Annotated in this window: 22 protein-coding genes and 1 other annotated feature; of the genes, 8 read left to right on the top strand and 14 right to left on the bottom strand. The window is 39.0% G+C overall.

Features of this window, described 5'->3' with window-relative positions; genetic code table 11:
- Positions 1–29: 29 nt before the first annotated feature.
- Positions 30–827 carry an NAD kinase gene (locus ACFW35_RS05615; protein WP_379844356.1) on the top strand — a complete coding sequence of 266 codons (798 nt, stop codon included), beginning with the start codon at positions 30–32 and terminating at the stop codon, positions 825–827.
- Between the two features lie 280 nt (positions 828–1,107).
- Here ACFW35_RS05615 and ACFW35_RS05610 read toward each other — a convergent pair whose 3' ends face one another.
- The 6 genes from ACFW35_RS05610 to ezrA form a co-directional block, all read right to left on the bottom strand.
- Positions 1,108–2,715, bottom strand: a complete 1,608-nt coding sequence (locus ACFW35_RS05610) for an amidohydrolase (RefSeq protein ID WP_379844354.1) — start codon at positions 2,713–2,715, stop codon at positions 1,108–1,110.
- Positions 2,716–2,800: 85 nt separating this feature from the next.
- Entirely contained in the window at positions 2,801–4,375 is a 1,575-nt protein-coding gene (gene mbcS / locus ACFW35_RS05605; protein WP_379844353.1) for an acyl-CoA synthetase MbcS, read from the bottom strand.
- Between the two features lie 142 nt (positions 4,376–4,517).
- On the bottom strand, positions 4,518–4,706 hold the full coding sequence (locus tag ACFW35_RS05600; protein WP_066291687.1) for an alpha/beta-type small acid-soluble spore protein: 189 nt from the start codon (positions 4,704–4,706) through the stop codon (positions 4,518–4,520).
- A gap of 553 nt (positions 4,707–5,259) precedes the next feature.
- Positions 5,260–6,471, bottom strand: a complete 1,212-nt coding sequence (gene thiI, locus ACFW35_RS05595) for a tRNA uracil 4-sulfurtransferase ThiI (protein WP_379844351.1) — start codon at positions 6,469–6,471, stop codon at positions 5,260–5,262.
- 5 nt (positions 6,472–6,476) lie between these two features.
- The gene (locus ACFW35_RS05590) at positions 6,477–7,619 is read right to left on the bottom strand and encodes a cysteine desulfurase family protein (RefSeq protein WP_379844350.1); all 1,143 of its coding nucleotides are present in this window, start codon (positions 7,617–7,619) and stop codon (positions 6,477–6,479) included.
- Positions 7,620–7,789: 170 nt separating this feature from the next.
- Positions 7,790–9,481, bottom strand: coding sequence for a septation ring formation regulator EzrA (ezrA, locus tag ACFW35_RS05585; protein WP_379844348.1), 1,692 nt, complete (start codon positions 9,479–9,481; stop codon positions 7,790–7,792).
- Between the two features lie 213 nt (positions 9,482–9,694).
- Between ezrA and hisJ the strand changes: the two genes are divergently transcribed.
- A complete protein-coding gene (gene hisJ / locus ACFW35_RS05580; protein ID WP_379844347.1) occupies positions 9,695–10,528 on the top strand; it encodes a histidinol-phosphatase HisJ in 834 nt (277 codons plus the stop codon).
- Here hisJ and refZ read toward each other — a convergent pair.
- The gene (refZ, locus tag ACFW35_RS05575; RefSeq protein ID WP_379835219.1) at positions 10,493–11,179 is read right to left on the bottom strand and encodes a forespore capture DNA-binding protein RefZ; all 687 of its coding nucleotides are present in this window, start codon (positions 11,177–11,179) and stop codon (positions 10,493–10,495) included. The genes hisJ and refZ overlap by 36 nt on opposite strands.
- Positions 11,180–11,330: 151 nt before the next feature.
- On the opposite strand from refZ, the gene ACFW35_RS05570 reads away from it, so the two are divergent.
- A complete protein-coding gene (locus ACFW35_RS05570) occupies positions 11,331–11,816 on the top strand; it encodes a GAF domain-containing protein (protein WP_379835221.1) in 486 nt (161 codons plus the stop codon).
- 42 nt (positions 11,817–11,858) lie between these two features.
- Here the strand turns inward: ACFW35_RS05570 and megL are convergent, their stop codons facing one another.
- Positions 11,859–13,037 (bottom strand): methionine gamma-lyase, encoded by a 1,179-nt coding sequence (gene megL, locus ACFW35_RS05565; protein ID WP_379844345.1) that lies wholly within the window; start codon positions 13,035–13,037, stop codon positions 11,859–11,861.
- A gap of 344 nt (positions 13,038–13,381) precedes the next feature.
- On the opposite strand from megL, the gene rpsD reads away from it, so the two are divergent.
- On the top strand, positions 13,382–13,984 hold the full coding sequence (gene rpsD, locus ACFW35_RS05560; protein ID WP_077359336.1) for a 30S ribosomal protein S4: 603 nt from the start codon (positions 13,382–13,384) through the stop codon (positions 13,982–13,984).
- 88 nt (positions 13,985–14,072) lie between these two features.
- Here the strand turns inward: rpsD and ACFW35_RS05555 are convergent, their stop codons facing one another.
- The 3 genes from ACFW35_RS05555 to tyrS form a co-directional block, all read right to left on the bottom strand.
- Positions 14,073–15,002 (bottom strand): methyl-accepting chemotaxis protein, encoded by a 930-nt coding sequence (locus tag ACFW35_RS05555; RefSeq protein WP_379844344.1) that lies wholly within the window; start codon positions 15,000–15,002, stop codon positions 14,073–14,075.
- Positions 15,003–15,139: 137 nt separating this feature from the next.
- Complete coding sequence (locus tag ACFW35_RS05550) at positions 15,140–16,042, bottom strand: aldo/keto reductase (protein WP_379844342.1); 903 nt, start codon at positions 16,040–16,042, stop codon at positions 15,140–15,142.
- A 65-nt stretch (positions 16,043–16,107) separates the two neighbouring features.
- On the bottom strand, positions 16,108–17,367 hold the full coding sequence (tyrS, locus tag ACFW35_RS05545; protein WP_379844341.1) for a tyrosine--tRNA ligase: 1,260 nt from the start codon (positions 17,365–17,367) through the stop codon (positions 16,108–16,110).
- 54 nt (positions 17,368–17,421) lie between these two features.
- Positions 17,422–17,647 (bottom strand) — a binding site (T-box leader).
- 125 nt (positions 17,648–17,772) lie between these two features.
- Here tyrS and ACFW35_RS05540 point away from each other — a divergent pair.
- Positions 17,773–20,628 (top strand): transglycosylase domain-containing protein, encoded by a 2,856-nt coding sequence (locus ACFW35_RS05540; protein ID WP_379844339.1) that lies wholly within the window; start codon positions 17,773–17,775, stop codon positions 20,626–20,628.
- A gap of 29 nt (positions 20,629–20,657) precedes the next feature.
- On the opposite strand, the gene acsA is transcribed toward ACFW35_RS05540, so the two are convergent.
- Positions 20,658–22,373: an acetate--CoA ligase gene (gene acsA / locus ACFW35_RS05535; protein ID WP_379844338.1), complete on the bottom strand. Its 1,716-nt coding sequence runs from the start codon at positions 22,371–22,373 to the stop codon at positions 20,658–20,660.
- 160 nt (positions 22,374–22,533) lie between these two features.
- On the opposite strand from acsA, the gene ACFW35_RS05530 reads away from it, so the two are divergent.
- Genes ACFW35_RS05530 through ACFW35_RS05520 form a run of 3 tightly spaced genes read left to right on the top strand, consistent with a single transcriptional unit; the run spans position 22,534 to position 25,005 of the window.
- Positions 22,534–23,166, top strand: coding sequence for a GNAT family N-acetyltransferase (locus ACFW35_RS05530; protein WP_379844336.1), 633 nt, complete (start codon positions 22,534–22,536; stop codon positions 23,164–23,166).
- Between the two features lie 44 nt (positions 23,167–23,210).
- Complete coding sequence (locus tag ACFW35_RS05525; protein WP_379844335.1) at positions 23,211–23,861, top strand: acetoin utilization AcuB family protein; 651 nt, start codon at positions 23,211–23,213, stop codon at positions 23,859–23,861.
- Complete coding sequence (locus tag ACFW35_RS05520; RefSeq protein ID WP_379844333.1) at positions 23,851–25,005, top strand: acetoin utilization protein AcuC; 1,155 nt, start codon at positions 23,851–23,853, stop codon at positions 25,003–25,005. Before ACFW35_RS05525 ends, ACFW35_RS05520 begins: the two co-directional genes overlap by 11 nt.
- A gap of 195 nt (positions 25,006–25,200) precedes the next feature.
- On the opposite strand, the gene ACFW35_RS05515 is transcribed toward ACFW35_RS05520, so the two are convergent.
- A complete protein-coding gene (locus ACFW35_RS05515; RefSeq protein WP_379844332.1) occupies positions 25,201–25,911 on the bottom strand; it encodes a 5'-methylthioadenosine/adenosylhomocysteine nucleosidase in 711 nt (236 codons plus the stop codon).
- 12 nt (positions 25,912–25,923) lie between these two features.
- Positions 25,924–26,922 carry a catabolite control protein A gene (gene ccpA, locus ACFW35_RS05510; RefSeq protein WP_379844330.1) on the bottom strand — a complete coding sequence of 333 codons (999 nt, stop codon included), beginning with the start codon at positions 26,920–26,922 and terminating at the stop codon, positions 25,924–25,926.
- Positions 26,923–26,934: the final 12 nt, after the last annotated feature.

Here is a 26,934-nt window from a genome sequence, read left to right as displayed (position 1 = left end):
CGGAGAATCATTTAAAGGAGGAATGGAAAATGCCAGAAAGAAATAAGATTTTCTTTTTCTATAAAAGAGAAGAGTCTATTCTCGAAAGAGCTGAAGGATTAAAATCGTTAGCCGAAAGAGAAGGATTTGAAGTTGTGGAGAATGAAAAAGAAGCCAACATTATTGCAAGTATTGGCGGTGACGGTTCGTTTTTGCAGGCAGTACGCAAAACGGGATTTAGAGAAGATTGTTTATACGTGGGAGTAAGCACATTAGATTCGGAATTTTATTGTGACTTCCATATCGACGATCAAGCAGGCATGATAGAAGCAATGAAGAACGAACAGATCGAAGTTCGTAAGTATCCGGCACTTTCCGTTACGATTGATGGACAAGGTTCTTTTTATTGCTTGAACGAATGTTCACTTCGTTCCTCTATTATTAGAACACTTGAAATAGATGTTTTTATTGATGATCTTTATTTTGAAACTTTCCGCGGCGACGGTTTAATCATATCCACACCTACTGGAAGTACAGCTTATAACAAATCAGTCAACGGTGCTGTAGTTGATCCAATGCTGGCATGCTATCAGATCAGTGAGCTTGCTTCTTTAAACAATAATCAGTATCGTACGCTCGGTTCATCATTTATTTTGAGTGATAACCGAAAAATGTCCTTAAAGATCAAACATGATAACAGCCATTACCCGATTATCGGAATGGATAACGAAGCGATGAGTATTAAACATTGCGAAAGCCTGAGTTTTGAAATTACAGAGAAAAGAATTAAAACGGTAAAACTAAAAGATAATTCATTCTGGCATAAAGTAAAAAGAAGTTTTTTGTAGAGCTCTAAACGAGTTCGTTTTAGTTTAATAGCATGAAAAAAGCAGGTTTCCGTCCGGGAACCTGCTTTTTAATCTGATATAGCTTATCCATGTGCAAAATTGAACTTATGAGCCTTTAAATTTTTTTATGAGCCTTCAAAACTTTTTATGGTCCTTCGACTTTTTTACGAGCATTCAAAATTTTTTATGAGCCTTCAAATGAATTGTAGGCTTTTCTACAATGTTAGCTTGCTATTCTAAGTAAAAAAACTACAGCCTGCATTGGTAAGCAGGCTGTTTCTTATTCAGAGCGTACTTTTTTAGCAGATTGGCTGAATGCGATCTCACCATCGACTATTGTGTAAACTACTTCAGCATTCAGTAAATCATCAATAGGCACAGTAAACAAATCACGGTCATAAACCGTAAAATCTGCAGCATAGCCCGCTTTAATAAATCCTCTATAGTTTTCTTGCTGTATAGCTGCAGCACTTCCATAAGTGTATAGGCCGATCGCTTCATGTCTCGTAAGCTTTTGCTCTGGAACATACCCTTCATGGTCTTCACCAGGTTTTCTTCGTGCATTTGCTGCATAGATGCCTAGTAGCGGATCAACTGGTTCTATTGGAGCATCTGATCCTCCCGCACAAATAATACCTTCATCCAGTAAGGTTCTAAAAGCATAAGCATACGGTATACGTTCTGTACCGAGACGCTCAATCAGCCATGGGAAATCGGATGCAACAAATCCTGGCTGAACATCTAAAATAACGGATAGTCCTTTCATCTCTTCGATCAAAAACTCTGATACTAAACCTGCATGTATCAGACGGTCCCTGCCACCATTAGGCGGGCATTTCTTAATCGATTCAATCGTTTTCTGCAGAGCCATATCACCAATGGTATGAACGGCGATATTCATGTTTTCTTTTCGTGCTTTTTGAATTAAGTTTAATAGTTCATCGTCTTCGTGAATATAAACACCAGAGGTTTCAGGAGCATCATTATATGGATGAGAAAGCCATGCTGTCCGTCCTCCAAAAGCTCCATCCCCGAAAATTTTCATGGCACCATATTCTACAAACGGCAGCTGATAATTTTGTTTAACCTTCTTAAAATCATCAAGTGCCTCATGATGAACGAGTAAATGAGCTTTAAATTTCACATGATCTTCTTCAAAAACCTTTTTGTAAGCTTTTAAAGGCCTTTCAACATATCCATAATAACTAAGATCCTCTGTATGGCCACCGGTTAATCCTAACGAGAGCAAGTATTCAACGGATGTTTTTAAAGCTTTGTTCAAATATTCCTGCGAAACTTCCGGAACTGCTTTTTTAACTAGGTCAGCTGCACTGTCATGCAATAAACCAGTAGGTTCCCCGTCAGTATCTCTTTTAATAATGCCTCCCGCAGGATCAGGTGTTTCACTCGTAATACCAGCTAACTCAAGAGCTTTTGAATTTGCTAAAAATGCATGACGGCATACTCTTGATAATAAAACCGGACTTCCATCAGCAATAGCATCTAATTCGAACTTATGAAAAATCTTCCGGTCAATAAAATTGTTCTCGTTCCATCCTTCGCCAAGCAGCCACTCATCTTTACCCAATGTTTGCGCTTTTTCTTTAAGGGCTTTCTCCATTTCTTCTGCAGAAGTCATTTCAGAGAGATCTAATCTTATAAGCTTTTCACCATGGCCGATGAGATGGAGATGACTGTCCACAAATCCGGGAAACATCACATTGCCTTCTAAATCAACAGTATGAGTAATTTCGCTGCCATACAATTCAAGCAGCTCATTCTTTGTTCCCGTTTTTACAATCTTCCCTTCCTCTACATACGCTGCCTTACATTGATCACCTTCACTGACCATCGTATATATTGTTCCGTTGTGAAACAAAGTCCCCACTATACTACCACCTTTGTACATTTGCTTTTTTTGTATTATAACGGTTTTCAGAAAAAAAGCAGACAAAAGCCTGCTTTTTTCAACCTTATCTCGTTTTCGATGCTTCTAACTGACGAAGCTCGATGCGTCGGATCTTTCCAGAAGTCGTTTTCGGAAGATCGGTCACATACTCAATCAAGCGGGGATATTTATAAGGTGCTGTCAGTTGTTTAACATGTTCCTGTAATTCTGGTGTTAAAGCCTCTTTGCTTGCTGTTTCATCTTTCAATACTACAAATGCTTTTACAATATGTCCTCTAATTTCATCGGGACTTGCCACAACTGCACATTCTTTAACCGCAGGGTGCTTTACAAGGGCATCTTCCACTTCAAATGGACCGATCGTATAGCCTGATGAAATAATGATGTCATCTCCTCTTCCTTCAAACCAGAAATACCCGTCATCATCTTTCTTCGCTTTATCCCCAGTAACGTAATACTCTCCTCTAAAAGCCATTAACGTTCGATCCTGATCTTTATAATACTCTTTAAAAAGTGCTGGACAATTTTTGTGAACCGCAATATCACCGACTTCACCAGCCTTTACTGGAGCACCGTTCTCATCAATAATTTCAACATCATTTCCTGGTGTTGGCTTCCCCATAGATCCAGGTTTAATTTCCATTCCTTCCATAGTCCCAACCAGTAAAGTATTTTCCGTTTGGCCGTATCCGTCACGGACTTTAATATGGAAATACTTTTCAAATGTATCGATCACCTCTCGATTTAGAGGTTCGCCTGCGGAAACAGCACTTCTTAAATGCGGTAAACGATACTGATCGAGATTGTCCACTTTTGCCATTAAACGATATTCTGTCGGGGTGCAGCATAAAACAGAAATCTGTTCATTCTCTAGCAGAGTTAAATATTTTTGAGGATCAAACTTCCCCTGATAAACGTATCCTGCAGCTCCTGTACCCAAAGTGGAAAGAAACGGGCTCCAAATCCACTTTTGCCAGCCAGGACCTGCCGTAGCCCATACTTTATCGTTCTCGGAAATATTTAGCCAGCTTTTCGCAGCAGTACGAATATGGGCAAATGCCCAACCGTGTGTATGGACAACTCCTTTAGGCTGACCTGTTGTACCCGATGTGTAAGAGAGAAAAGCCATATCATCCTTTGAAGTTTCAGGCGCCTTATAGGAAACGCTTACATTCTCTGTTATTGCATTTAAACTTAACCAATTTTCCGTGTCACCGTTAGCGCTTATTTTGTATGTAAGAGTCGGAAGAGCGTCTTTTATTTCGTTTACCTGTTCTGTGTATTGATGGTCTGCAATAATTGCTTTTGCTTCACTATGCTGAACACGGTAGCATAAGTCTTTAGCTCTAAGCATCTCGGAACATGGGATAACTGTAATGCCTGCTTTTAAACACGCGATATATACAGCGTACGTTTCAATCAGCCGCGGCATGATAATAAGAACTCGATCGCCTTTAGCTAAACCCAATTCTTCAAGTGAATTAGCGATTTGGTTTGACCGTTCTATTAATTTTTTATAGGTTATGGTTTGTCTTTCATTACTTTCGTTCATCCAAATTAAAGCGAATTTTTCGGGGTTCTCTGCGTATTTTTCAATTTCTTCTGTTAAATTGTAGATACTTGGAGCTGTTAAATTCATTTTAACATCCACCCTTTCGTATGCATCATAGTTGAATACAATTTATATTATAATATATTTTAGAAAATTTTTAAAATTTAGTCAGCGGAAAAGGACATATTAAAAGGAGCGGGGACAACCCGCTCCGTTAGCCATTTATTATTTACTTTGTGAATCCACCTAGAGCTTGAGCTACTAGACGCTTAGTGATTTCTCCACCTACAGATCCGTTAGCGCGAGAAGTTGAATCTGGTCCAAGGTTTACACCGAATTCAGAAGCGATTTCATATTTCATTTGGTCAACAGCTTGTTGTGCACCTGGCACTACTAATTGGTTGCTTTGGTTTGCCATTTTGTTTCACCTCCTTCGTACTAATAATGTGTGACGAAATGACCGTTTCAATTCTTGGAAATTGTTGTGAGTATTGCCATTTCAGAAGGTTTTGTCTCTTTCTTACTGTTTAAAAAGTATAAAAAATTTTGAGGTCATGCTTTTTTTATAGGGGTGTTCTTGTATTGTTGATTTGAAAGTGGTTGATTTCCGTTTCAGATACTCGCTTTCCGCGGGGCGTGCGGTGAGCCCGCAGGACAAGGAAGGCTGCGACAGCGTTACATCGCACGAAGAAAATGCGATTTTCATTTTCGAGGAGTCTCGCATCTTACACTCCTATCAACTTTCAATGAAGAGGATTAACTAAATGACTTGAAAGCAACTTTCTTTTAGAAAACGGCCTTTCAAAAATCTTTTTAAATAAAGTTGTTATTCTAAGATGGTAAATTATCGAATAATCCTCGATAATTTAGCTTGAATTCAAGGATATTATTTATTTTTTATTTTGTAAAAAATAAAAAATTGGGGCTGCCAAAAGTAAGTTTACATTACTTTTGGAACAGCCCCTTTACAATTAAAACAGGTCTTCAAACGTATTTTCTGTTGTCTTGCCTTCTTCAAGGATAATGGTTTCAATATTTTGAACCGCTTCTTCTATCAATTCTTCCAGATTCTCAATATTTTTTTCAAACCATATCGCCTTATCGCGCTTCGGCTTTGTTTTTGGAGCAGATGGCAAGAAGATTGTACAACAGTCTTCATATGGACGAATTGAGATATCATAAGTTCCGATTTTATGGGAGATATTCATAATTTCCTGCTTGTCCATTGTGATAACCGGGCGCAGAATCGGCATGTTTGTTACTTCGTTTATAGCATACATGCTGTGCATCGTCTGGCTGGCTACTTGTCCGAGATTTTCTCCGTTTGCAATTGCCATTGCATGGTTATTTTCAGCAAGCTTTTCCGTTATTCTCAGCATCACACGTCTCATGATGGTCATGCTGTAGCTTGCCGGAATCTTATCTTTAATCGTTTGCTGAATCGTTGTAAACGGAACGATATGAAGCTTAATCTTTCCTCCGCTATAGCGTGTCAATTCCTGTGTTAGATCAACAACTTTTTGTTTAGCGCGTTCGCTTGTAAATGGAGGGCTATGAAAATGAACACCTTCTATACGGACACCGCGTTTCATTGTTAGATATCCTGCAACAGGACTGTCAATCCCGCCTGAAAGCATAAGCATTGCTTTTCCGCCAACGCCTATAGGCAGTCCACCAGCACCTTCATAAGTTTGGCAGCTGATATAAGTTCCTGAATCTTTAACTTCTACTTTCACATTTACATCAGGATTATGAACATCTACTGTAAGACCATCTGTATGCTCTAAAAGATAGCCGCCAACTTCGCGGTTAAGCTGCATGGAGTTTACAGGAAAAGATTTTAATGCACGCTTACCTGTCACTTTAAAAGTCCCTTTTTGAATCATCGCTTCTTTAAGTGCAAGTAAAGCTGCTTTTTGGATTTCTGCTAAATCATTTTCCGCTCTAAGTGCAAGGCTGATCGAGTGAATACCAAAGATGTCCTGAAGTGCTTTTACAACAGGCTCATGTGGCTCGCCATTCAATTCAACAACGATTCGGTCAAATAATTTAGCCATTTTAAGCTTGTCATATTGACGGAGCTTTCTTTTTACAGTGACAAATAATTGAGATTCGAAATGTCTTCTGTTTTTCCCTTTTAGAGATAATTCTCCATAACGTACTACTAAATGATCATAAAGCATTTATATTACCTCATTACCTTTTTAAAATTTATAATTTCTTCTTCTAATACGGTTAACGTGTTTTTTGCCTCTTCCGCTGTATTGTCATAAGATGTGCTGATACGAATCGCAGTAGAGGCGCGCGGTTCACCAAGACCCATTTCCAACAGTATCCTGCTTGCTCCTCCTTGTTTAGAAGAACATGCAGACCTTGTCGAAACAAATATATCTCTTTTATCAAGAGAATGAATCAGCACCTCTGGTTTAATGCCGTCCACAGAAAAATTAACAATATGAGGAGCTGAATGTTTCTCTGGTGTATTGAGCTCTACACCTTCTATTTTTTTCAATCCTTCTGTAAATACTTGCTTTATTGCCAGCATCTTTTCTTTTTTTATGCGCATCTCATCCAGTGTTAACCGTAATGCCTTTGCCATGGAAGCAATTCCTGCCACATTCTCTGTTCCTGCACGTTTTCGATATTCCTGTTCACCGCCTGTAAAGAGGGCAGAAAGAGTTACACCGTTTTTAATATAAAGCAAACCGGTTCCTTTCAAGCCGTGTATCTTGTGAGCAGATATGGTACAAAGGTCTATTCCCCATTCTTTTAGCTGCAGTGGTACTTTCCCAATTCCTTGAACATTGTCGACATGAAAAAATATTTTTTTGTAATCTTTTAGAATTTCACCGATTTCTTTTATGGGCTGAATCGTTCCTGTCTCATTATTTACATGCAGCATCGAAACGAGAACCGTTTCTGGACGTATGGCCTGCTTTAAATCTTCTAATGAAATCATACCTGCCCTATTCACTGGCAAATATGTAACTTCAAAGCCCTGTGTCTCTAAGTATTGAAAGGACTCAAAAGATGAAGCATGTTCTACAACTGTAGTAATTAAATGTTTTCCGCGATTTTGATGCTGGTATGCAATTCCTTTTATAGCTATATTGTTACCCTCGGTTCCACCTGAAGTAAAAACTATTTCAGAGGACGAGACCGCTAACAAATCAGCAATTGACTTCCTAGCGGCTGCAAGCAGATTCTCCGCTTCTCCACCTTTAGAATGGAGTGAAGATGGGTTAGCAAAATATTTTTCAGAAACCGTAGTAAATGTATCAAGCACTTCCTTATATGGCTTTGTTGTAGCACTATTATCAAGATAAATCATTGTTAAATCCTCCAATTAAAACATACCGTCCATAATGCACATTACAATATCATATCATAATTCAAATACCGTGGCATCTATGCAATTCCTACTAAATAGTCTTTGCAAGAAGGTGAAATTCACTCTTTTACAACAGTAAAAAAACTGCAGGAAATAGATCCTGACAGTTCTTATACATGTGATTTCATATTGATTTCCATTTCTTTTAGTATTCCTGGCTGCACACTTTCAATGGCGGAAGCCGCAATCTGGAGTGCGTCATCATACTGATAATTCCGGAACGCAATTTCAGCTTCAATCAATCTGATGGAAACTGATTGATAGGAACTTCTAAATCTGTTTCCATATTGAATAAGCTTTTCTGCCAGGAATGCATTCTCAATCATTTGGGATGTTTCTTCATAGCCTTCGTTCACAGCATCATGGGCTTTATTGAGTACATAGGATACATCAGACATTTCTAAAGGCTTTTCATCAAGCTTTTTTGAAACTTCTATAATGTATTCTTCTGCTTTTCCAATCGTAATTAAATAATGTTCTGGAAGACCAGGAAGATTGCTTTTTTGAACCATTCGTCTTGCTTCCAGAAGTTTTCTTCTTAATTCTTTAAGACTCTGCTTTGTCTCTAATTCGTCTTTTCTTAGATTATGCAGCATCTCTTCATACACCTTTTGAGAACGCTGCAGTTCTTCCATTTGTTTCTGCATTTCTTCCATCATTTCACGAATAACAGAAAATGACTCTTTTTTCTCATCGATTGATTCTTGAATAATAATGAATCGGCTTTGAAGCTTGTAGAAAAGCTTTTCAATTTTCTTTTGCATGTCAGCTTCATTCTGTTCAATTAAATAAGTGGAAGAAACAACTTCTGTTTCCACTTTAAGATTTTCAATGCGTTCCTGGAGATTTTGTATGTTAAATGTAAAGATCTCTCTTTCTTTAATAACAAACTGTTTGGAATGCACTTCATTTTCAAGCATTTCATAAAGCTGGTCCATTTTCTGAATAAGCTCATCCATATCCTTTTGAGCAGATTCTAGTTCCAATTCAAATACTTTATTTAAGGCTACATCATTTAATTCTTTTAAAGAGGAAATCTCTTTTTCAATTCCAATGTGATGCAGTACATAACCTTGCTGTTCCATTTCTGCAAAGCCTGCACTAAGCTCTTTTAAAGATACTGGTATATCAGACTGCAAAATGACAAGAAGCTCAGGAACACCTTGCATCTTGGTTTTGCACTCAGAAATGCGGTTTAAACTTTCAACAAGTTTTTGTCTCGCTTCAAGGTGGCTGCCTTGAACCGTAAGTGCTTCAAACGTTTCAAACAGCGATTTAATTTCATCTAACTCTTTATCAAAAAGCGTTGCAGTTTGTCCAAGTGCGCGAATATGTGTTAAATAATACTTTTTTGTCTCCTGCAGTTTTTCTTTCGCTTCTACGATCTCTTCCCTATTAAGTTCTTCACTCGTCACCAATTCATTGATTTCAGAAGTTATTTCTTTCATTCTGGCATCCATGCCGTCTAGAGCTTTATTTACACCAGTTAATATGGTACGGGCTTTTTTAAATCGGTATTTGTCAGTATACTCTTCTGCGTCAAAAAGGTCTTCTTCTAGATTTGGAAGGTGTGTCGTAACCATCTCATCCCATTCCTGACGCCACATTTCAAATTTTTCTTCCGTTTCCCCGATCATCGCCATTCCCTTAACCTTTGAAATTTCTTCTGTTAAAGGACGGTTCATAATTTGCATCTTCCATGCTTCCAAGCGGTCAATTTCATTATATATTCTTCGGCGCGACATGGTACCGTAAAGGATTATTGCTAGGAATGTAACTATGGCAATGACTATGTATATCATTGGAGGCACCCCTTCTACTGTTCTATTTCTTTAAGTCCTTGTATTATGTATTAAGAATATCATTTTCTATTTAATAGGTTTATCTGCGTATAAAATTGCAGTTTAATGCTTTTATGATAACATGTAAACACACATTTGACGCAAAAAAATTGCATAATTTGATAATTTTTTTCCAAATTAATGAAGATTTTGTCGAAAGAAGGAGGAAAAAGGATGTATTATGATGGACACGTCCATACTCCATTTTGTCCCCATGGGTCTAATGACACATTTGAAAAGTATATTGATAGAGCTATATCACTTGGAATAAAAGGCATTTCGTTTACTGAACATGCCCCATTGCCTAAAAATTTTGCAGATCCTGCTCCTGCTAAAGACAGTGCAATGCTGTATTCAGATCTAAATAATTATTTTCAAAAACTGCAAGAAGTAAAAAATACTTACAAAAAATTCATCACTATTAAAACAGGTCTTGAAATTGATTTTATTGAAGGATATGAACAGGAGACAGAACAATTGCTTCGGGAAGTCTCGCCGGAACTGGACGATGCCATTCTTTCTGTTCACTTTTTGCAGATCGAGGGAAAACATTTTTGCATGGATTATGATGAGAATGTTTTTGAAGAGATGGTAAGGAAATCGGGAAGTATAGCTTCTGTTTATAAAAATTATTTTTCTGCGGTTGAAAAATCTGTTAAACACTCTTTTATAAGCCTCCAGCCGCTTAGGATCGGTCATATAACTCTAGCTAAAAAGTTTCAGAAGCTGTTTCCAGCAGATTTCAGTATCGAAGGAGACATCCATAACATTTTAATTGAAATCTCTGAACGTGGAATGTCATTAGACTACAACGGCGCTGGTGTTGTTAAACCTTTTTGCGGGGAGCCTTATCCCCCAAGCTGGATTATAAAAGAAGCGCACAAAAGAAAAATCCCTCTCGTGTATGGGTCAGACGCCCATAGCGCTAAGGGACTGGGGCAAGGGTTTGAACAGCTCGAACCATATGCAAAATTAACTTCCCCACTTCTCTTGGATAGAGCCAAATAATGGCGCTTGAACAGCAGACAGCAGGGGATTTTTTCTTTCGGTTTGGCACACGCATTTATCAAACCAATTAACCATCCACTTTTTGTACGGTTTAATGAAAGTCTCCGTTTCCGCTGAAATCTGATAGACTTCAGCTAAATACAAAGGATGCAAAAAAGGCAGCATCATCATATCTTTAAATTGAATCGTTAAAAAATCTATTGGCTGTTTCCGGAATTCCTTTTTCTTCATACCTTTCTCAAACATCGTTTGCAAAAAATATTTTTCTTTTACAAGATAAGTTGACATTAGTTCACGAACAAGAGTTGAATCGAGCGTCATTTCCCGATAAACGAATCGAGCAAGCGGCAGATTCTTTTGCTGGTAAATCAATAGCGTCTCAACAAGTTCAATAAAACTGCCTTTAACCGATGAAGAACTTGAAGTATGATACACGATTTCGATTCTTCTGATATACCCTTCAAAAAATGAAGTGATCAGTTCTTCAAGCAGCCCCTTTTTACCGCCAAAGTGGTATGAGATCAGTGCGAGGTTCACACCTGCTTTTTTTGCGATCTGTCTTACAGTCGTACCTTTAAACCCTTGGCTTGTAAAAAGATAAATGGCCGCTTCAGCAATTTTAAGCTTCGTTTCTGCTGTATCTTTCTTCATTTTTTTCACCGTCCTTCCTTAATGTATAAAATTCTTGGGCGGAAGACATAAACCTTTAATAATCGCTCGACAAATAAGGGCTTAAGGGTGTATAGTTCAACATAATTTGATAGGATAGAATAAACAATTTATCAGGTTTGGAGGAATCTTGATGTTTTCCGTTCAACAATATAGTACTGACAGAAATAAAGCTTATGATCTATTATGCAAACAGCTTTCAGCACTTCTTGAAGGTGAAACAAATGCAACAGCAAATTTAGCTAATGCATCTGCATTATTAAATCAATTTTTGGATAGAGTAAATTGGGTTGGTTTTTACACATTTGAAGAAGAATCAAACCAGCTTGTTTTAGGGCCGTTTCAAGGACTCCCTGCTTGTGTAAGAATCCCTCTAGGAAAAGGTGTGTGTGGTACATCTGCTCAGAATCAGGAAACTCTCGTCGTTAAAGATGTACACGAATTCCCTGGGCACATCGCATGCGATGCAGCGTCTCAATCAGAAATCGTCGTTCCTCTTGTGAAAAACGGGAAGCTTTTAGGCGTTCTAGATATCGATAGCCCTGAAAAAGAAAGATTCGATGAAGTGGATCGGGAGAATTTAGAAAAGTTTACTAACATTTTGCTTCAATACATTTAGCAAATCAAAAGCACTGAGCAAAAACTGCCCAGTGCTTTTTGATTATATTCTATTCAATGCCTGTTCCAGGTCACTCCAGATATCTTCCCAAGCTTCTAGACCAACAGATAAACGCAGAAGCTGATCATTAATACCCATTTGCCTTCTGTTTTCTTCAGGAACAACCGCATGTGTCATGGTTGCCGGGTGCTGAATCAGAGTTTCTGCGTCACCGAGACTGACCGCAATTTTTATTAATTGTAACGAATTCATAAAAGATTGAGCAGTTGCTTTATCTCCTTTAATCTGAAAACTGATCAGACCTCCTGCATTTTTCATTTGCTTATTTGCCAGTTCGTATTGAGGAAATTCAGGATCACCAGGGAACAGAATCTTTTCTACTGCCGGATGTTCTTTTAGCAATTCTGCAAGTTTTTTTGCATTATCACAATGACGGTCCATTCGTACAGGCAATGTTTTTATACCGCGCAGCAGCAGCCATGCATCAAATGGAGACATGATACCGCCAATATCTTTCTGAGTTGTCATAGCAAGATGACTCATAAGTTCATTGCTTCCTACTGCCAGCCCGCCTATAACATCACCATGGCCGCATAAATATTTTGTTGCGCTGTGAATGACAACATCACACCCTAATTCAAGCGGACGCTGCAAGTATGGCGAAGAAAAAGTATTATCCACCACAACAGGTATACCATATTCCTTTGCAATCCTTGCCACCATTTCTATATCCACAAGTTTCATTGTCGGATTGATTGGAGACTCTATATAAATGACAGTTGTATGATCCGTTATAGCTGCTCGAATAGAATCTTCATCATTCATGGAGTGAAAATCGTGTGTGATATGATATTTCTCTTCAATAAGCTGCAAAAGACCAAACGTACAGCCATATACACCTTCTGAACAAAGAATATGATCACCTGTTTTAGTAAGCCCCAGCAAAATAGCGGATACTGCAGCCATTCCGGATCCAAAAGCCAGACCCTTTTCGCCATTTTCCATGGAAGCAATCCGTTCTTCAAGCATTGAAACAGTAGGATTGCTTAACCGTGAATAGATGTATCCTTCTTGTTCACCAGCAAAACGGCTTGCTCCAGTTTCAGCTGTATCAAACACAAACGTAGACGTCTGAAATATTGGAGGAGACAAACTTCCATGGTGCTGCAGAGCATGATACCCTTTATGAATTACTTCTGTCTCAAAGCGTTTTGTATCCATTTCGACTTCTCCTTTTAGGACGATTTAAAAATGTAAGCGCTTTCTTAATTATTATCATATATGATTGAATACTTTTTTACAAATTGTCCTCTTAAATTTTGTGTATTTAGCAGGTATGGTTGACACAAAGGACAAAAAAAGTTTATACTGTTCTTTGTGTAAAATAAGTAGCACTGTGCCCATCAACAGTTATTATTTTGTACCTTGATTTTTAAATCAGGGAACACCGTGTAGCTTCGTGGCTGCTGAAGTGAAAGTGTTTTTCATACAAAATAAGCTTTTGAAAAGGTCATAGTCACTGTATTGTTTTAACACAAAACAAACAAGTGAAGGAGGAGTCATTAATGGCTCGTTATACAGGTTCAACATGGAAAGTTTCCCGTCGTCTTGGAATTTCTCTAAGCGGAACAGGAAAAGAATTATCTAAGCGTCCTTACGCACCAGGACAACATGGTCCTACTCAACGTAAGAAAATCTCTGAATATGGTTTACAACTACAAGAAAAGCAAAAGCTTCGTTTCATGTACGGTGTAAATGAGCGTCAATTCCGCCGCATTTTCAATGATGCTGGTAAAATGCCTGGTATCCATGGTGAAAACTTCATGGCTCTATTAGAAGCTCGTTTAGACAACGTTGTTTACCGTCTTGGTCTTGCTCGCACTCGTCGTGCATCTCGTCAATTAGTAAACCACGGTCACATCACAGTAAACGGAAAGCGTGTTGACATCGCTTCTTACCGTCTTTCTGCTGGAGATGTAATCGGAGTACGTGAAAAGTCACGTAACCTTACTGCTGTTAAAGAAGCTATCGAAGTAAACAACTTCGTACCTGACTTCTTAACTTTTGACGAAAACAAATTGGAAGGTACTTTCACTCGCTTACCAGAGCGTTCTGAACTTCCAGCTGAGATTACAGAACAACTTATCGTTGAATACTACTCTCGTTAAGAGTTTAAAAAACCTGAAATCCTTTATGGACTTCAGGTTTTTTCTTCTTCTGACAACGAAAAAGCCGTCTGAAAAACAGACGGCTTTTTTATAATATATCCTTAAACATACTTGCTTTTATGTCTAGCTGACGAGCTGCTGTTTCAATTCCAGTAAATTCTCCCATAGCTTGTGTAATAAGCTTTTGACTGTTTGAAATTCCTTGCTGAGATCGATGCGTCACATCACTGATTCTTTTTATTTCACTTGAAATGCCTTCAATGTGCGAATTAACTTCCTGAATGGAATCCTGTACGCGGTTGGCTAATTTACGAACCTCTACTGCAACCACATTAAAGCCTCTCCCATGGTCTCCTGCACGGGCAGCTTCTATAGCTGCATTTAAAGCTAAAAGATTTGTCTGAGTAGCAATTTCACGAATCGTTTTAACAATATCCTCTATAGAAGCTGCTTGCTGTTTTAAAGAATTTAGAAATTCTAGGTTCTCAGTAGATTCATGGACAAGCTTTTCCGTAGCAGCAGCTACCTCTCCGCTCTTATTTATTCCTTCTTCAGCACGATTAAGCAGTTCAGCTGCCATTTGCTGCAGTTGAGAAACGACTTCCATCGTATTTTTTTCTCTTTCTGTTATCTCAGTTGCAATCTTAACAACAGCTATGACATTTCCATCTTCATCTCTTACTGGTGTATAAGTTGCTTCAAGCCAGATTAGCCGGTTTGATTTTGTCACTCTTTGAATCTTTTCCTGAAAAGCCTTTCCCTCACGCAAGCTTTTCCAAAAGATATCATATTCCTTGCTTCTAGCAAATTCTTCTGTACAAAATTGTTTATGTAACAAGCCTGGCATCTCATCCAGTTCATATTCCACTGTTTTCGCAAAATTACTGTTTGCCCAAAGCACTTTGCCCTGCAGGTTAAATTCAATCATAGCTACCGAATTTTCGATAGCAGCAAGCACAGCACCTTCATTTAACACTTGTGTACTCGTTGTGTAATTTTTCATCATGGTCAATGACATTTCTTTTCCCCATTTTCAAGTAGTATTTATTTCTAATATTATACTAATAAGTTATTCATTACTAATTATAAAACCGGTTTTGGATAAATAAAAAACCTCTTAACTGAATGTCATTAGTTAAGAGGTTCATGCTTTTATTAATCTACTTCTTTTCCCATACTCTCTTGAAGAATATCAAACCATTGTTCACGGGTTAATGTGATATTTGCAGCATTGACCGCTGACTGAATCCGATTCATTTGTCCGCTGCCAACGATCGGCATCACTTGTGCCGGATGAGCCAAAAGCCATGCATAGGCAACTTCATCAATCGATTCAGTACCTATTTCTTTAGCGACTTTCTCAAGGACTTTCCTTGCTCTCAGACTTCCTTCATCTTGTCCTTTAAAAAGTTTTCCTCCAGCTAATGGAGACCAAGCCATTGGTTTAATGTTTTCTTTTTGGAGATAGTTTATCGTGCCGTCAAAGAACGGCTGTTCATGCAGCACTGATAATTCGATCTGATTCGTTACTAAAGGGCCATTGAATTCACGCTGCAGCATATCCATTTGGCGCGGCGTAAAATTGGAAACACCAAAGTGCCTTACTTTTCCTTGTTCTTTTAATTGATGGAAAGCTTCAGCCGTTTCGTACGGATCCATAAAAGGATCTGGACGATGAATCAAAAGAACATCGAGATAATCTGTGTTCATCTTTTGCAATGAATTCTCAGCTGATGTAATGATATGCTCTTTGCTTGTGTCGTAGGATTTTATCTTATGATGCGGCCTGTTTTCTGATACCAGTTTAATGCCGCATTTTGTAACGATTTGAATATCTTTTCTTAATGAAGGTTTTAAAGCTAGAGCTTGTCCGAAGATTTCTTCACACATATAATTTCCATAAATATCAGCATGATCAAATGTCGTAATGCCTGCTTCTATACATTGTTCCATAAGATGAAGCAATTCTTCTGAGGTTATGTTCCATTCAGCTAAACGCCAGTGTCCATGAATGATTTGTGAGAAAGAAAGATCTTCTGCAATTTGAACTCGTTTCATATCTGCACATCCTTTCGAAAATAGAGAAGAACCCTATAAGTTTAAGGGTTCCTTCCTTTATATATTTAGTATCTGATCAATGTGTACTTCTTCTTCCCTCTTCTAAGGATAACAAAACGATTTTCGATTCTGTCTTTCGCATCAATCGTGTATGAGAGGTCTTGAACCTTGTCGCCATTTACAGAAACAGCACCGTTTGTTACATCTTCTCTTGCCTGACGCTTAGATGGAGAAATCTTTGCTTCAACTAAAAGATCTACAATGTTCATGTCTTCTTGGTTCTCAACAGAAAACGATGGAACATCTTTAAATCCTTGTTCGATTTCACTTGCAGTAAGGTCGCTAAGATTCCCGCTGAATAATGCTTCAGTAATTTTTACTGCTTGAAGGTATGCGTTTTCTCCATGAACAAGCGTTGTTACTTCACGTCCTAAAGCTTTTTGTGCTTCACGCTTTTCAGGAGCTTCAGACATTGATTTTTCTAGTTCTGCAATTTGGTCCTTAGATAAGAATGTAAAGTATTTCAGCCAATTAATAACGTCAGCATCTGCTGCATTCACCCAGAACTGGTAGAACTCATATGGCGTCGTTTTATCAGCATCTAACCAAATTGTTCCTGATGCTGTTTTCCCGAACTTTGTGCCATCCGCTTTAGTAATCAAAGGTATGGTTAATCCAAAAGCCTTCTCTTCTTCTCCAGATCGTCTGATTAACTCCATTCCTGCAGTAATGTTGCCCCACTGATCACTGCCGCCGATCTGCAGCTTAATATCTTCTTTTTGGAAAAGATTTAAGAAGTCATAAGACTGCAAAATCATGTATGAAAACTCAGTAAAAGAAATTCCGCCTTCTAAACGTGAATCTACAGAATCCTTAGCAAGCATGTAGTTAATAGAGAAGTTCTTCCCTACATCACGCAGAAATTCAATCATTGTCAGCTGGCTTAGCCAGTCGTAGTTATTCACTGTATTTGCAGGGTTACCTTCTTTTTCAAAATCAAGGAGCCTGGAAAGCTGGCTTTTAATTTTTTCTGTCCATTGAACGACGATTTCAGCTTCGTTTAATGTTCTTTCTGTCTGTCTTCCGCTTGGGTCACCAATCAGACCTGTACCTCCGCCAACAAGAGCATAAGGCTGATGCCCTGCTTCCTGAAATCTTCTTAAAGTAAGAATCGGCAGTAAGTTACCAATATGGAGACTGTCCGCTGTAGGATCAAATCCGCAGTAAAGCTTTAGTTTCCCGCTTTCAAGTTCTTTTTCAAGCCCTTCTCGATCTGTAACCTGATTAAGCAGACCTCTAAATTCTAAGTCTTGTAAAATGTTCATCTCTTTCTTTCCTTTCTCTTTTTTAATGGCAATAAAAAAAGTCCCTTTCAAATTGAAAGGGACGTGATTACAATCTCGCGGTACCACCCTAATTAAAAGCTCGCTAAAAAAAGCTTTTCACTTCATTTCGTAACGGTTTCTATCCGTTCCTTGCTACTAAACGGTTCACAAGGAAAGCTCCAGGAGGTAATTCACAAACTGTCTTTGTACTGGTTTGCATCAACCACCAGCTTTCTGAAACAGGGAGACATCTGCTACTTATTCCTATCTTAGCTATCTCATTATTATTGTTCTTTTATTTTTACCATATGGACGAAATTCATGTCAATCTTATAATTTCAAAAAAACTGCCCATTTTCACAATTCGACCGTATGTTATACTTATACACAGGGGGGGAGTACCAAATGATGTCTCATTTTGATGGACTTAAACAAAAATGGGAGAAATTTGTCCACTTTTTGAATGAAAAAAGTATTATTCGAACAGCACGAATTACATATAACGTTACTTGGAACATGTTTTTGATCGTCACAGTTCTTTTTGTTTTGGGTGGTGTTTTCGCAGCTGGAGTCGGAGCAGGATTCTTTGCGTCACTAGTAAAGGATGAACCAGTACGCGCTTACTCCGCTATGAAAGAAGACATCTACAACTACGAGGAAACAAGCACTGTTTATTTCGATAACGATCAATACATGGGTAAACTTCAATCAGACTTGGACAGGCAAGAAATTAAATTAAAAGACGTTTCTCCATACGTAATAAAAGCGATTATCTCTACAGAAGATCAATATTTTTATGAACATAAAGGCATAGTGCCGAAAGCGATTCTGCGTGCAATGTATGAAGAATTTTCGGGTGCCTCAATCGTAACAGGCGGAAGTACGCTGACACAGCAGTTAATAAAAAATCAAATCCTTACTAATGAAGTTTCATTTGATAGAAAAGCAAAAGAAATACTTCTAGCTATGCGTCTTGAAAAAGTATTAAAGAAAGATGAGATTCTTGAAGCTTATCTCAATATTGTCCCTTATGGCCGTAATTCTTCTGGACGAAATGTGGCAGGAATCCAGGCAGCATCTGAAGGTATATTTGGAGTAGAAGCTTCCAAGCTTAATCTAGCGCAATCAGCCTACATAGCAGGACTCCCAAAGAACCCGTTCGTGTACACACCTTTCAACAATGGCGGTGAGCCAAAAGAAGATATTTCAGCAGGCTTAAAACGGATGAAGACTGTTCTATGCCGAATGCTCTCAGCTGGAACGATTACACAAGCTGAATATGATGAAGCGGTTAAATATGATATAAAGAAGAATTTAACGACGAATAAACAATCATCCTTTGAAAAATATCCGTTCTTAACGGTTGAAGTACAAAAACGTACAGTTGAAGTACTTACAAAATTAGAGGCTGAGAAAGACGGGAAGAAAGTAGAAGAATTAACTCCTGAAGAATTAAAAGAATATCAGGATAACGCACGTGTTCAGATCAGGCAAAAAGGAATTAAAATTCATACAACTATCAATCAAAAAATTTATGATGAAATGCAGCAAGTAGTTAAAAATGATGGATTATTCGGACCAGCTAATCAGTATGTATACAATAATAAAGGGCAGCGAATAAAACTCGAGAAACCGCAGCCTGAAGAAGTCGGAGCAACATTAATTGACAATAAAACAGGAAAGATAATCAGTTTTGTTGGCGGGCGTGATTTTAATAGGGAACAAACCAATCATGCGACAAGCGCACCTAGACAAAACGGTTCAACAATGAAGCCATTACTCGCATACTCTTATGCTGTCGAAACAGGCAAAGTTCAGCCAGGAACAATTGTACCAGACACTCCAATCGACATAAATGGATGGAAACCTAATAACTATGATAAAGATTTTGATGGTCTAGTTTCTGTTCGTCATTCACTTAAGAAATCTAGAAATATTCCTGCTATCAGATCTTATCAAAGAGTAGATCATGCGAAAGCTACTGAAAAGCTGATTCAAATGGGGGTAACTACTCTTACTAAAGGTGATAGAGCCCACACTGCAATGGCACTAGGTGCTCTGGATGTAGGGATTACAGTTGAAGAAAACGTGAATGCTTTTTCAACATTTGCAAACAGCGGGAAATTTGTTGATGCTTATATGATTGATAGGATAGAAACGAATGATGGTGAAGTAATCTATCAGCATAAAAGTGAACCGAAACAAGTTTATAGTCCGCAAACTTCATATCTTATGATCGATATGATGAGAGATGTACTTTCATCTGGCACTGCCGCAGGTGTACCTCGTAAACTGGCTTTCCAATCTGATTGGGCGGGTAAGACAGGGACAACGAATGAAGATAAAGATTCTTGGTTTGTAGCATCTAACCCTAATGTCACATTCGGAGTTTGGATTGGTTATGACACACCTGCTGATTTAGCCGGTAACACCGGCCAAAGAAATCAGACAATATGGGCCCAGCTTATAAATGCAGCTCATAAACACGCACCTCAATTAGTAGATCCTGAGCAAAGATTTGCGATGCCATCAGGAATTGTACGCCGTGAAATTTGCGGAATCTCAGGTAAACTTCCATCAGATCTTTGCCGAAGTGCGGGTCTTGTAACAACAGATTTGTTTAATGCAAAGTTCACTCCTAAAGAAGTCGATGATACTTTAACAAAAGGCCGTTATGTAGTTGTAGGAGACGCAAAATATAAAGCACTGCCAACAACACCTGAAGAATTTACTAAAGAGGGTGTGCTTATAAAAGAAGAATTCTTAAAGGAACTCGGATTAGAAACTCTGAATAAGCTTACCCAGAAAATTGATCTCTTGAGCAACATCGTTCCTGAGAAAGAGTTAAAAGAGAATGGCAAAGTGCCTTCACCTGTTGCAGGAGCGAAAATGTCTGATGGCGTATTATCGTGGTCAGCGCATGGTGAGAATGATGTGATTGGATACAGAATCTACCATTCTACGGATGGCAAATCGTTTAATAAAATAGGATCCGTTACAGCAGATAAAACTTCTGCGAAAGTGTCTAACGGAGTTGTCTATATAACAGCAGTTGATATCGCAGGAAAAGAATCCGCTGCTCAAACAAAGGTTCAGGTCGGGGAAAAGAAACCGGCAGAACCGGAGACGCCTCCTCCAGGTGATGGAGATAAACCGGGTGAACCACAGGATCCTCCGCCGCCTCCAACTGATCCAGGTACAGGAGATCCTCCACCAGCAACTACACAAAATAAAAAGAAAGACAAAAAACCCTCGAATTGATTCGAGGGTTTTTGCTGTCTGTTATTCTTTTAGTCTTCCATTGTAGAAAGGTCGCCTGTAGGAAGATCAAGCTCCCAAGCCTTTAGTACACGTCGCATAATTTTACCGCTTCGTGTTTTTGGAAGTTTATCGCGGAATTCAATCTCACGAGGAGCCGCATGCGCTGCGAGTCCGGATTTCACAAAACTTCTAATCTCTTCTATCAGCTCGTCGTTTGGCTCATAGCCAGAACGCAAGGCGATAAATGCTTTAATAATTTCACCGCGAACAGGGTCTGGCTTACCAATTACACCTGCTTCTGCAACAGCCGGATGTTCAACAAGCTTGCTCTCCACCTCAAAAGGTCCTACACGTTCTCCGGAAGTCATGATCACATCGTCAATTCTTCCCTGGAACCAGAAATATCCGTCTTCATCCATGTATGCTGAATCACCTGATACGTACCAGCCGCCAGGAGTAAAATATGAATCATACTTTTCAGGGTTATTCCAAATTTTCCGCATCATGGACGGCCAGCCCTTTTTAATCGCAAGGTTACCCATTCGGTATGGAGGCAAGATATTATCCTGATCATCAATAATTGCTGCTTCAACACCAGGGAATGGTTTCCCCATTGAACCCGGTTTAATTTCCATCGCAGGATAGTTGCTGATCAACTGTCCTCCTGTTTCAGTCATCCACCAGTTATCATGGATACGAAGATTAAATACCTTCATCCCCCAACGGACGACTTCAGGGTTTAAAGGTTCACCTACACTCAGGATATGACGGAGAGTGGACAGATCAAATTTCTTCACAACTTCATCACCAGCACCCATCAGCATACGGAAAGCTGTAGGAGCACTGTACCATACTGTTACGCCGTATTTTTCAATGGTTCCATACCAATCTTCTGGTGAAAAACGTCCGCCTCTAATTACACTTGAAGCTCCGTTAAGCCATGGTCCAAAGATTCCATAAGATGTTCCAGTCACCCAGCCTGGGTCTGCAGTACACCAGTATACATCTTCTTCTTTTAGATCCAGAACCCATTTAGAAGTCTGATAATGCTGAAGCATTGCATTGTGTACATGCAGTACTCCTTTCGGCTTACCTGTTGAACCTGATGTATAATGAAGGATTAATCCATCTTCGCGGTCAACCCATTCAATATCGAGATCTTTAGAGGCTTTAGCCATGCGGTCATAGTAACTTACATATGGACCCTCTTCTTTTACATCTTCTCCAACAAGAATTACATGTTTTAAGTTAGGAAGTTCACTGACAGGTACACGTTCTAAAAGTGAAGGTGTTGTAACCAGCACTTTTGCTTCACTGTCTTCAAGTCTATCTCTTACGGCACCTTCCATAAATGCTTCAAAGAGAGGACCAACAATAGCTCCTAATTTGACGGAACCAAGGAATGCAAAATAAAGCTCAGGTGAACGTGGCATGAAAATAAACACACGATCCCCTTTTTCTACTCCTAGCTGACGCAGCATATTTCCTGCTTTATTAGACATTTCCTTCATTTCTTTAAACGTGTACTTCTCGTCCCTCTTTTGATCGGAAAAATAGAGAGCGACTTTGTTTTTTCGATGGGATGCAGCATGACGGTCAATGGTTTCATAAGCCATATTTACTCGACCAGTCTTATGCCAGGAGAATTCTTTTTCAATGTCTTTCCATTCAAATGCTCCGTATGCTGCCTCATAATCTTGTAAATTAAAATCACCTTTTATTATCGGAAGCGCTTCCAGTTTCATTGCTATTTCTCCCTTCCCTATTGAATATCTCTTCAAGTATAACATATTATCAAAATTTTTTAACTTATTAGAACTATCTATAAAAAGGGTTATGAAACCCCTTACAATAGGAAGATATCATGTATAATAGAAGATGGAAACAAACCTAGGTGGTGTAGACATGAAACACAATAAAACATATAACTGCGTTGCTTTAAAAACATCTCATGGCACAATAACCGTTGAAGGACCCGTGTCAGCCGAAACACTGGAGGGTCTTTATTTTCATGAAGATCTAAAGGCGTTCAGACCAGCTAACGAGCAAAAAAAGGCTGTTACTGAAATTGCTAAGCTGGATGAAGGAAGAATTATTATTGCAAGAAATAAAGATACAGTCATCGGCTATGTTACATACGTGTATCCTGACCCTCTTGAACGGTGGTCACAAGGCAACATGGACAATCTGCTGGAACTTGGTGCTATTGAAGTAATACCTGACTACCGAAATTTTAAAGTTGGTAAGACGCTTTTAAAAGTTTCTATGATGGATGATGCAATGGAAGACTACATCATCATCACAACTGAGTATTATTGGCATTGGGACTTAAAAGGAACAAAGCTTTCTGTATGGGATTATAGAAAAATCATGGAAAAAATGATGAATGCAGGTGACCTTGAATATATGGCCACAGACGATCCAGAAATCAGTTCACACCCAGCAAACTGTTTAATGGTGCGGATCGGAAAGCGAATCGACCTTGATAGCGTTCAGCGGTTTGATCGAATCCGTTTTAAGAATCGATTTATGTATTAATTCGACTGACAATCCAGAGAGAAATTCCATGGGAGTGGTATATTGTGATCGTTCAAAATATGATGCAAATAAACACAGTGACAATTCATGCGGAAGAAACAATTGGAACAGCCCTTAAACTTATGCTTGATAAAGATGTCCGTTACCTCCCTGTTGTTGATGACAGCGGAAATCTGATGGGTCTTGTTACTGACCGGGAAGTAAAAGATGCAAGTCCATCCATCTTTCATCAAAATGAGCATCCTGAAGATTTTGAGAAACCAGTTTCAACCATAATGAAAAATGCCGTTTTCACAGCTCATCCTTTAGATATTGCAGAAGAACTCTCTACTATTTTTTACGAACATAACATAAGCTGCATTCCAGTTTTAGAAGATAGCAAACTAGTAGGTTTAGTTACCGAGCGGGAAATGCTCCATGCTTTTATTCAATTAACAGGTACTCATCAGCCTGGATCTCATTTGGAAGTTGCTGTACCAAACGAAGCTGGCCAGCTAGCGAAAGTAGCCAGTGTATTAAAGGATTTTCATTTAAATATCAGCTCTGTACTCGTCTACCCCTCTCATGATGAAAAAGAGAAGATTGTTGTTTTCAGAATTGGAACGATGAACCCTTTGCCAGTAATCGAGCATTTAATAGATCATGGCTATGAAGTGAAGTGGCCTCCAGTTCCAGGTGAGAACAATGGGAAATGATTCTGTCTTTGTTTATTCACCAGATCTTTTACGCTATAAATTTAATGATACACATCCCTTTAACCAGCTTAGAGTTCAGTTAGCCTATGAACTATTAAAAGATTCAGGCTGTCTTGATGATAGCAAGATTGTCCTTCCAAGACAGGCTACAGACGAAGAAATCATGCTTATTCATGATAAAGGTTATGTTGAAGCAGTTAAAAAAGCGGGAGAAGGAAATCTCAGCAAAGAAATCGGGCTTAATTACGGACTTGGTACGGAAGATACGCCGATCTTCCAAAACATGCATGAAGCAAGCAGCTGGATTGTGGGGGCTACACTAACAGCTGTCGATTGGGTCATGGAAGGGAAAGCAAAACACGCTCTTAGTTTGAGCGGAGGCCTCCATCACGGATTCAGAGGTAAAGCATCCGGTTTTTGTATCTATAATGACAGCTCTATCGCCATTGAATATATGAAGCAAAAGTATAAAGCACGTGTTCTGTACGTGGATACAGATGCTCACCACGGAGACGGTGTTCAATGGGCTTTCTATGACGATCCAGATGTATGTACGTTATCCATTCACGAAACGGGAAGATATTTATTTCCTGGAACAGGCTCCATTCATGAAAAAGGTGCTGGGAAAGGTTATGGCTATTCCTTTAACGTTCCAGTTGATGCCTTTACTGAAGATGAATCTTTTTTAGAATGCTATGAAAAAAGCCTGTGGGAAGTTGCTGACTTTTTTAAACCTGATGTAATCATCACCCAAAATGGTGCCGATGCTCATTATTATGATCCTCTAACCCACTTGTCGGTGACGATGAAAACGTATGCTGAAATACCAAGAATAGCAAAAGAAGTAGCAGATAAGTACTGTGGCGGGCGCTGGATAGCAACAGGCGGAGGCGGATATGATATTTGGCGTGTCGTGCCGAGAGCATGGTCTTATTTATGGTGTGTTATGAATGATAATGCACCTGCTGGTCCGATCGCAGAGAACTGGCTAACCCGCTGGGATAAAGAAGCCAAGCATCCGTTGCCTCGTACATGGGAAGATGAAGCTGGCATCTATAAACCGATTCCAAGAAAAGACGAAATCACTTCCAAAAACAGGGCAACTCTTGAAAAAAGTCTGTATTCCATTCGAAAAAGCTCATAAAAAAGGAGGACTCTGCAGCGAGTCCTCCTTTTTTAATACTATTCTATGTCAATTATTGATAATCGCACGTTATTTTAACAATAAACGATTTTCGACAAAGTCTCGTATTCCTTCTGCAATATAGAAACGTCCCCTATCAAAAAAACTGGCTCAACTTGGCCTGATATATGCCTATGTTGAGCCAGCTGTATAATTTTATATGGATTCTATAATAGATTCAACCATATCAGATGAACGCCTTGCTGCAAGTGCGGTAAATTCTCCAAAGCTTGCTGGAGCTTCACCGTTTGCTTTATCTGATATGGAGCGAATAATAACAAATGGTACCTCGTTTAAGAAGCAAGCTTGAGCTACAGCCGATCCTTCCATCTCGATGCACGATCCATTAAACAGTGTACGGTAAATTTCCACCAGCTCACGATCTGCAATGAACTGATCACCGCTTAATACTTTGCCAACCTTTACTTGTGGTCCTGAAAGATTTTCAGCCGCTGTCTCTGCCAGTTTAACAAGCTTCTCATCTGCTTTAAACTCAGAATCAAAGGCAAACATAGGAATTGTTCCCTTTGGAAAATCAGGACTCAATGCAGATGCATCGATATCATGCTGCATCGCGCTCGAAGAAATGACGATATCCCCCACTTCAAGAACATGATCAAGTGCACCAGCAACACCAGTGAATAGGATGTGAGTTACTTGGAATCTGTCGATCAGAATCTGTGTAGTAATGGCTGCATTAACTTTACCTACACCTGATTTACAGAGTACTACCTCTTTATTATGATGTGTGCCCTCATAAAATTTATTTTGTGCGAAAATGCTTTCCCCATATATATCAAGTGCTTTTTTCATATATACGATTTCTTCATCCATTGCACCGATAATACCAATTCTCAATTCTCCCACCTCATACAGAACTTATTTTGTAGAATCTCTAAATTGAATACGATGAGGCAATACAACAGTATGTTCTTCCACCGTTTCTTTGTTCATTAACTTTGTCAGCAATCTCATTGCTACCGCTCCGATATCATACATAGGCTGTACGACTGTTGACAGGGTTGGACGAACCATAGTCGCAAGTCTGGTATTGTCGAATCCGATAACTTCAATATCTTCAGGAACCTTTAACCCGCGATCCTGTGCGCCATGAATAACACCTAAAGCCATTTCATCCGTTCCTACAAAAATAGCAGACGGTTTATTATCGCTATCAAGGAAAGACTCGACAGCTTCAATACCTGAATCGTATGTGTATTCACCAACAAAAACTTGACTCTCATCCACTTTTTTCCCGTGTTCTTCTAACGCTTTTCGGTAGCCGTTAAATTTATAGTAACCGTTGATTGGATCCTCTAGAGGTCCTGTCACCATAGCGACAGATGAATGTCCTTTTTCAAGAAGGTTTGTAACTGCTTCGTAAACAGCATTTTCATAATCGATATTAACTGAAGGAACTTCTTCGTTCATGTCCACCGTTGCTGCCATAACAATCGGAACCGGAGCACGCTTGAACTCCTCTACATGTTCTTCTGTAATTTTTCCGCCCATGAACACAATTCCATCTACTTGTTTTCCAAGCAGCGTGTTTAACAGGTGGATTTCTTTTTCCTTGTTCTGATCAGAGTTACATAAAATAATATTGTATTTATACATTGTAGCAATATCCTCAATACCCCTTGCTAATTCAGCAAAGAAGATACTTGAGATATCTGGGATGATAACCCCAACAGTGGTAGTTTTTTTGCTTGCTAGTCCTCTTGCTACTGCGTTAGGGCGATAGCCTAGTCTTTCAATTGCTTCTAATACCTTTTTACGGGTAGATGGCTTAACGTTTGGGTTTCCGTTAACAACACGTGAAACCGTTGCCATTGAAACGCCTGCCTCGCGTGCCACATCATAAATTGTTGTATTCAAAAAAAGTCCTCC

It is taken from the genome of Fictibacillus sp. NPDC058756, from assembly GCF_042746035.1.
Taxonomy (GTDB): Bacteria; Bacillota; Bacilli; order Bacillales; family Fictibacillaceae; genus Fictibacillus.
This window is presented reverse-complemented; position numbering and strand designations above follow the sequence as displayed.

Coding starts and splice junctions, on each gene's coding strand:
- ACFW35_RS05615 (WP_379844356.1), top strand. CDS start 30: ATGCCAGAAAGAAATAAGATTTTCTTTTTCTATAAAAGAGAAGAGTCT.
- mbcS (WP_379844353.1), bottom strand. CDS start 4,375: ATGAATTTAACAGCTCCAAGTATCTACAATTTAACAGAAGAAATTGAA.
- ACFW35_RS05600 (WP_066291687.1), bottom strand. CDS start 4,706: ATGGCAAACCAAAGCAACCAATTAGTAGTGCCAGGTGCACAACAAGCT.
- thiI (WP_379844351.1), bottom strand. CDS start 6,471: ATGCTTTATGATCATTTAGTAGTACGTTATGGAGAATTATCTCTAAAA.
- ACFW35_RS05590 (WP_379844350.1), bottom strand. CDS start 7,619: ATGATTTATCTTGATAATAGTGCTACAACAAAGCCATATAAGGAAGTG.
- ezrA (WP_379844348.1), bottom strand. CDS start 9,481: ATGATATACATAGTCATTGCCATAGTTACATTCCTAGCAATAATCCTT.
- hisJ (WP_379844347.1), top strand. CDS start 9,695: ATGTATTATGATGGACACGTCCATACTCCATTTTGTCCCCATGGGTCT.
- refZ (WP_379835219.1), bottom strand. CDS start 11,179: ATGAAGAAAGATACAGCAGAAACGAAGCTTAAAATTGCTGAAGCGGCC.
- ACFW35_RS05570 (WP_379835221.1), top strand. CDS start 11,331: ATGTTTTCCGTTCAACAATATAGTACTGACAGAAATAAAGCTTATGAT.
- megL (WP_379844345.1), bottom strand. CDS start 13,037: ATGGATACAAAACGCTTTGAGACAGAAGTAATTCATAAAGGGTATCAT.
- rpsD (WP_077359336.1), top strand. CDS start 13,382: ATGGCTCGTTATACAGGTTCAACATGGAAAGTTTCCCGTCGTCTTGGA.
- ACFW35_RS05555 (WP_379844344.1), bottom strand. CDS start 15,002: ATGTCATTGACCATGATGAAAAATTACACAACGAGTACACAAGTGTTA.
- ACFW35_RS05550 (WP_379844342.1), bottom strand. CDS start 16,042: ATGAAACGAGTTCAAATTGCAGAAGATCTTTCTTTCTCACAAATCATT.
- tyrS (WP_379844341.1), bottom strand. CDS start 17,367: ATGAACATTTTACAAGACTTAGAATTTAGAGGTCTGCTTAATCAGGTT.
- ACFW35_RS05540 (WP_379844339.1), top strand. CDS start 17,773: ATGATGTCTCATTTTGATGGACTTAAACAAAAATGGGAGAAATTTGTC.
- acsA (WP_379844338.1), bottom strand. CDS start 22,373: ATGAAACTGGAAGCGCTTCCGATAATAAAAGGTGATTTTAATTTACAA.
- ACFW35_RS05530 (WP_379844336.1), top strand. CDS start 22,534: ATGAAACACAATAAAACATATAACTGCGTTGCTTTAAAAACATCTCAT.
- ACFW35_RS05520 (WP_379844333.1), top strand. CDS start 23,851: ATGGGAAATGATTCTGTCTTTGTTTATTCACCAGATCTTTTACGCTAT.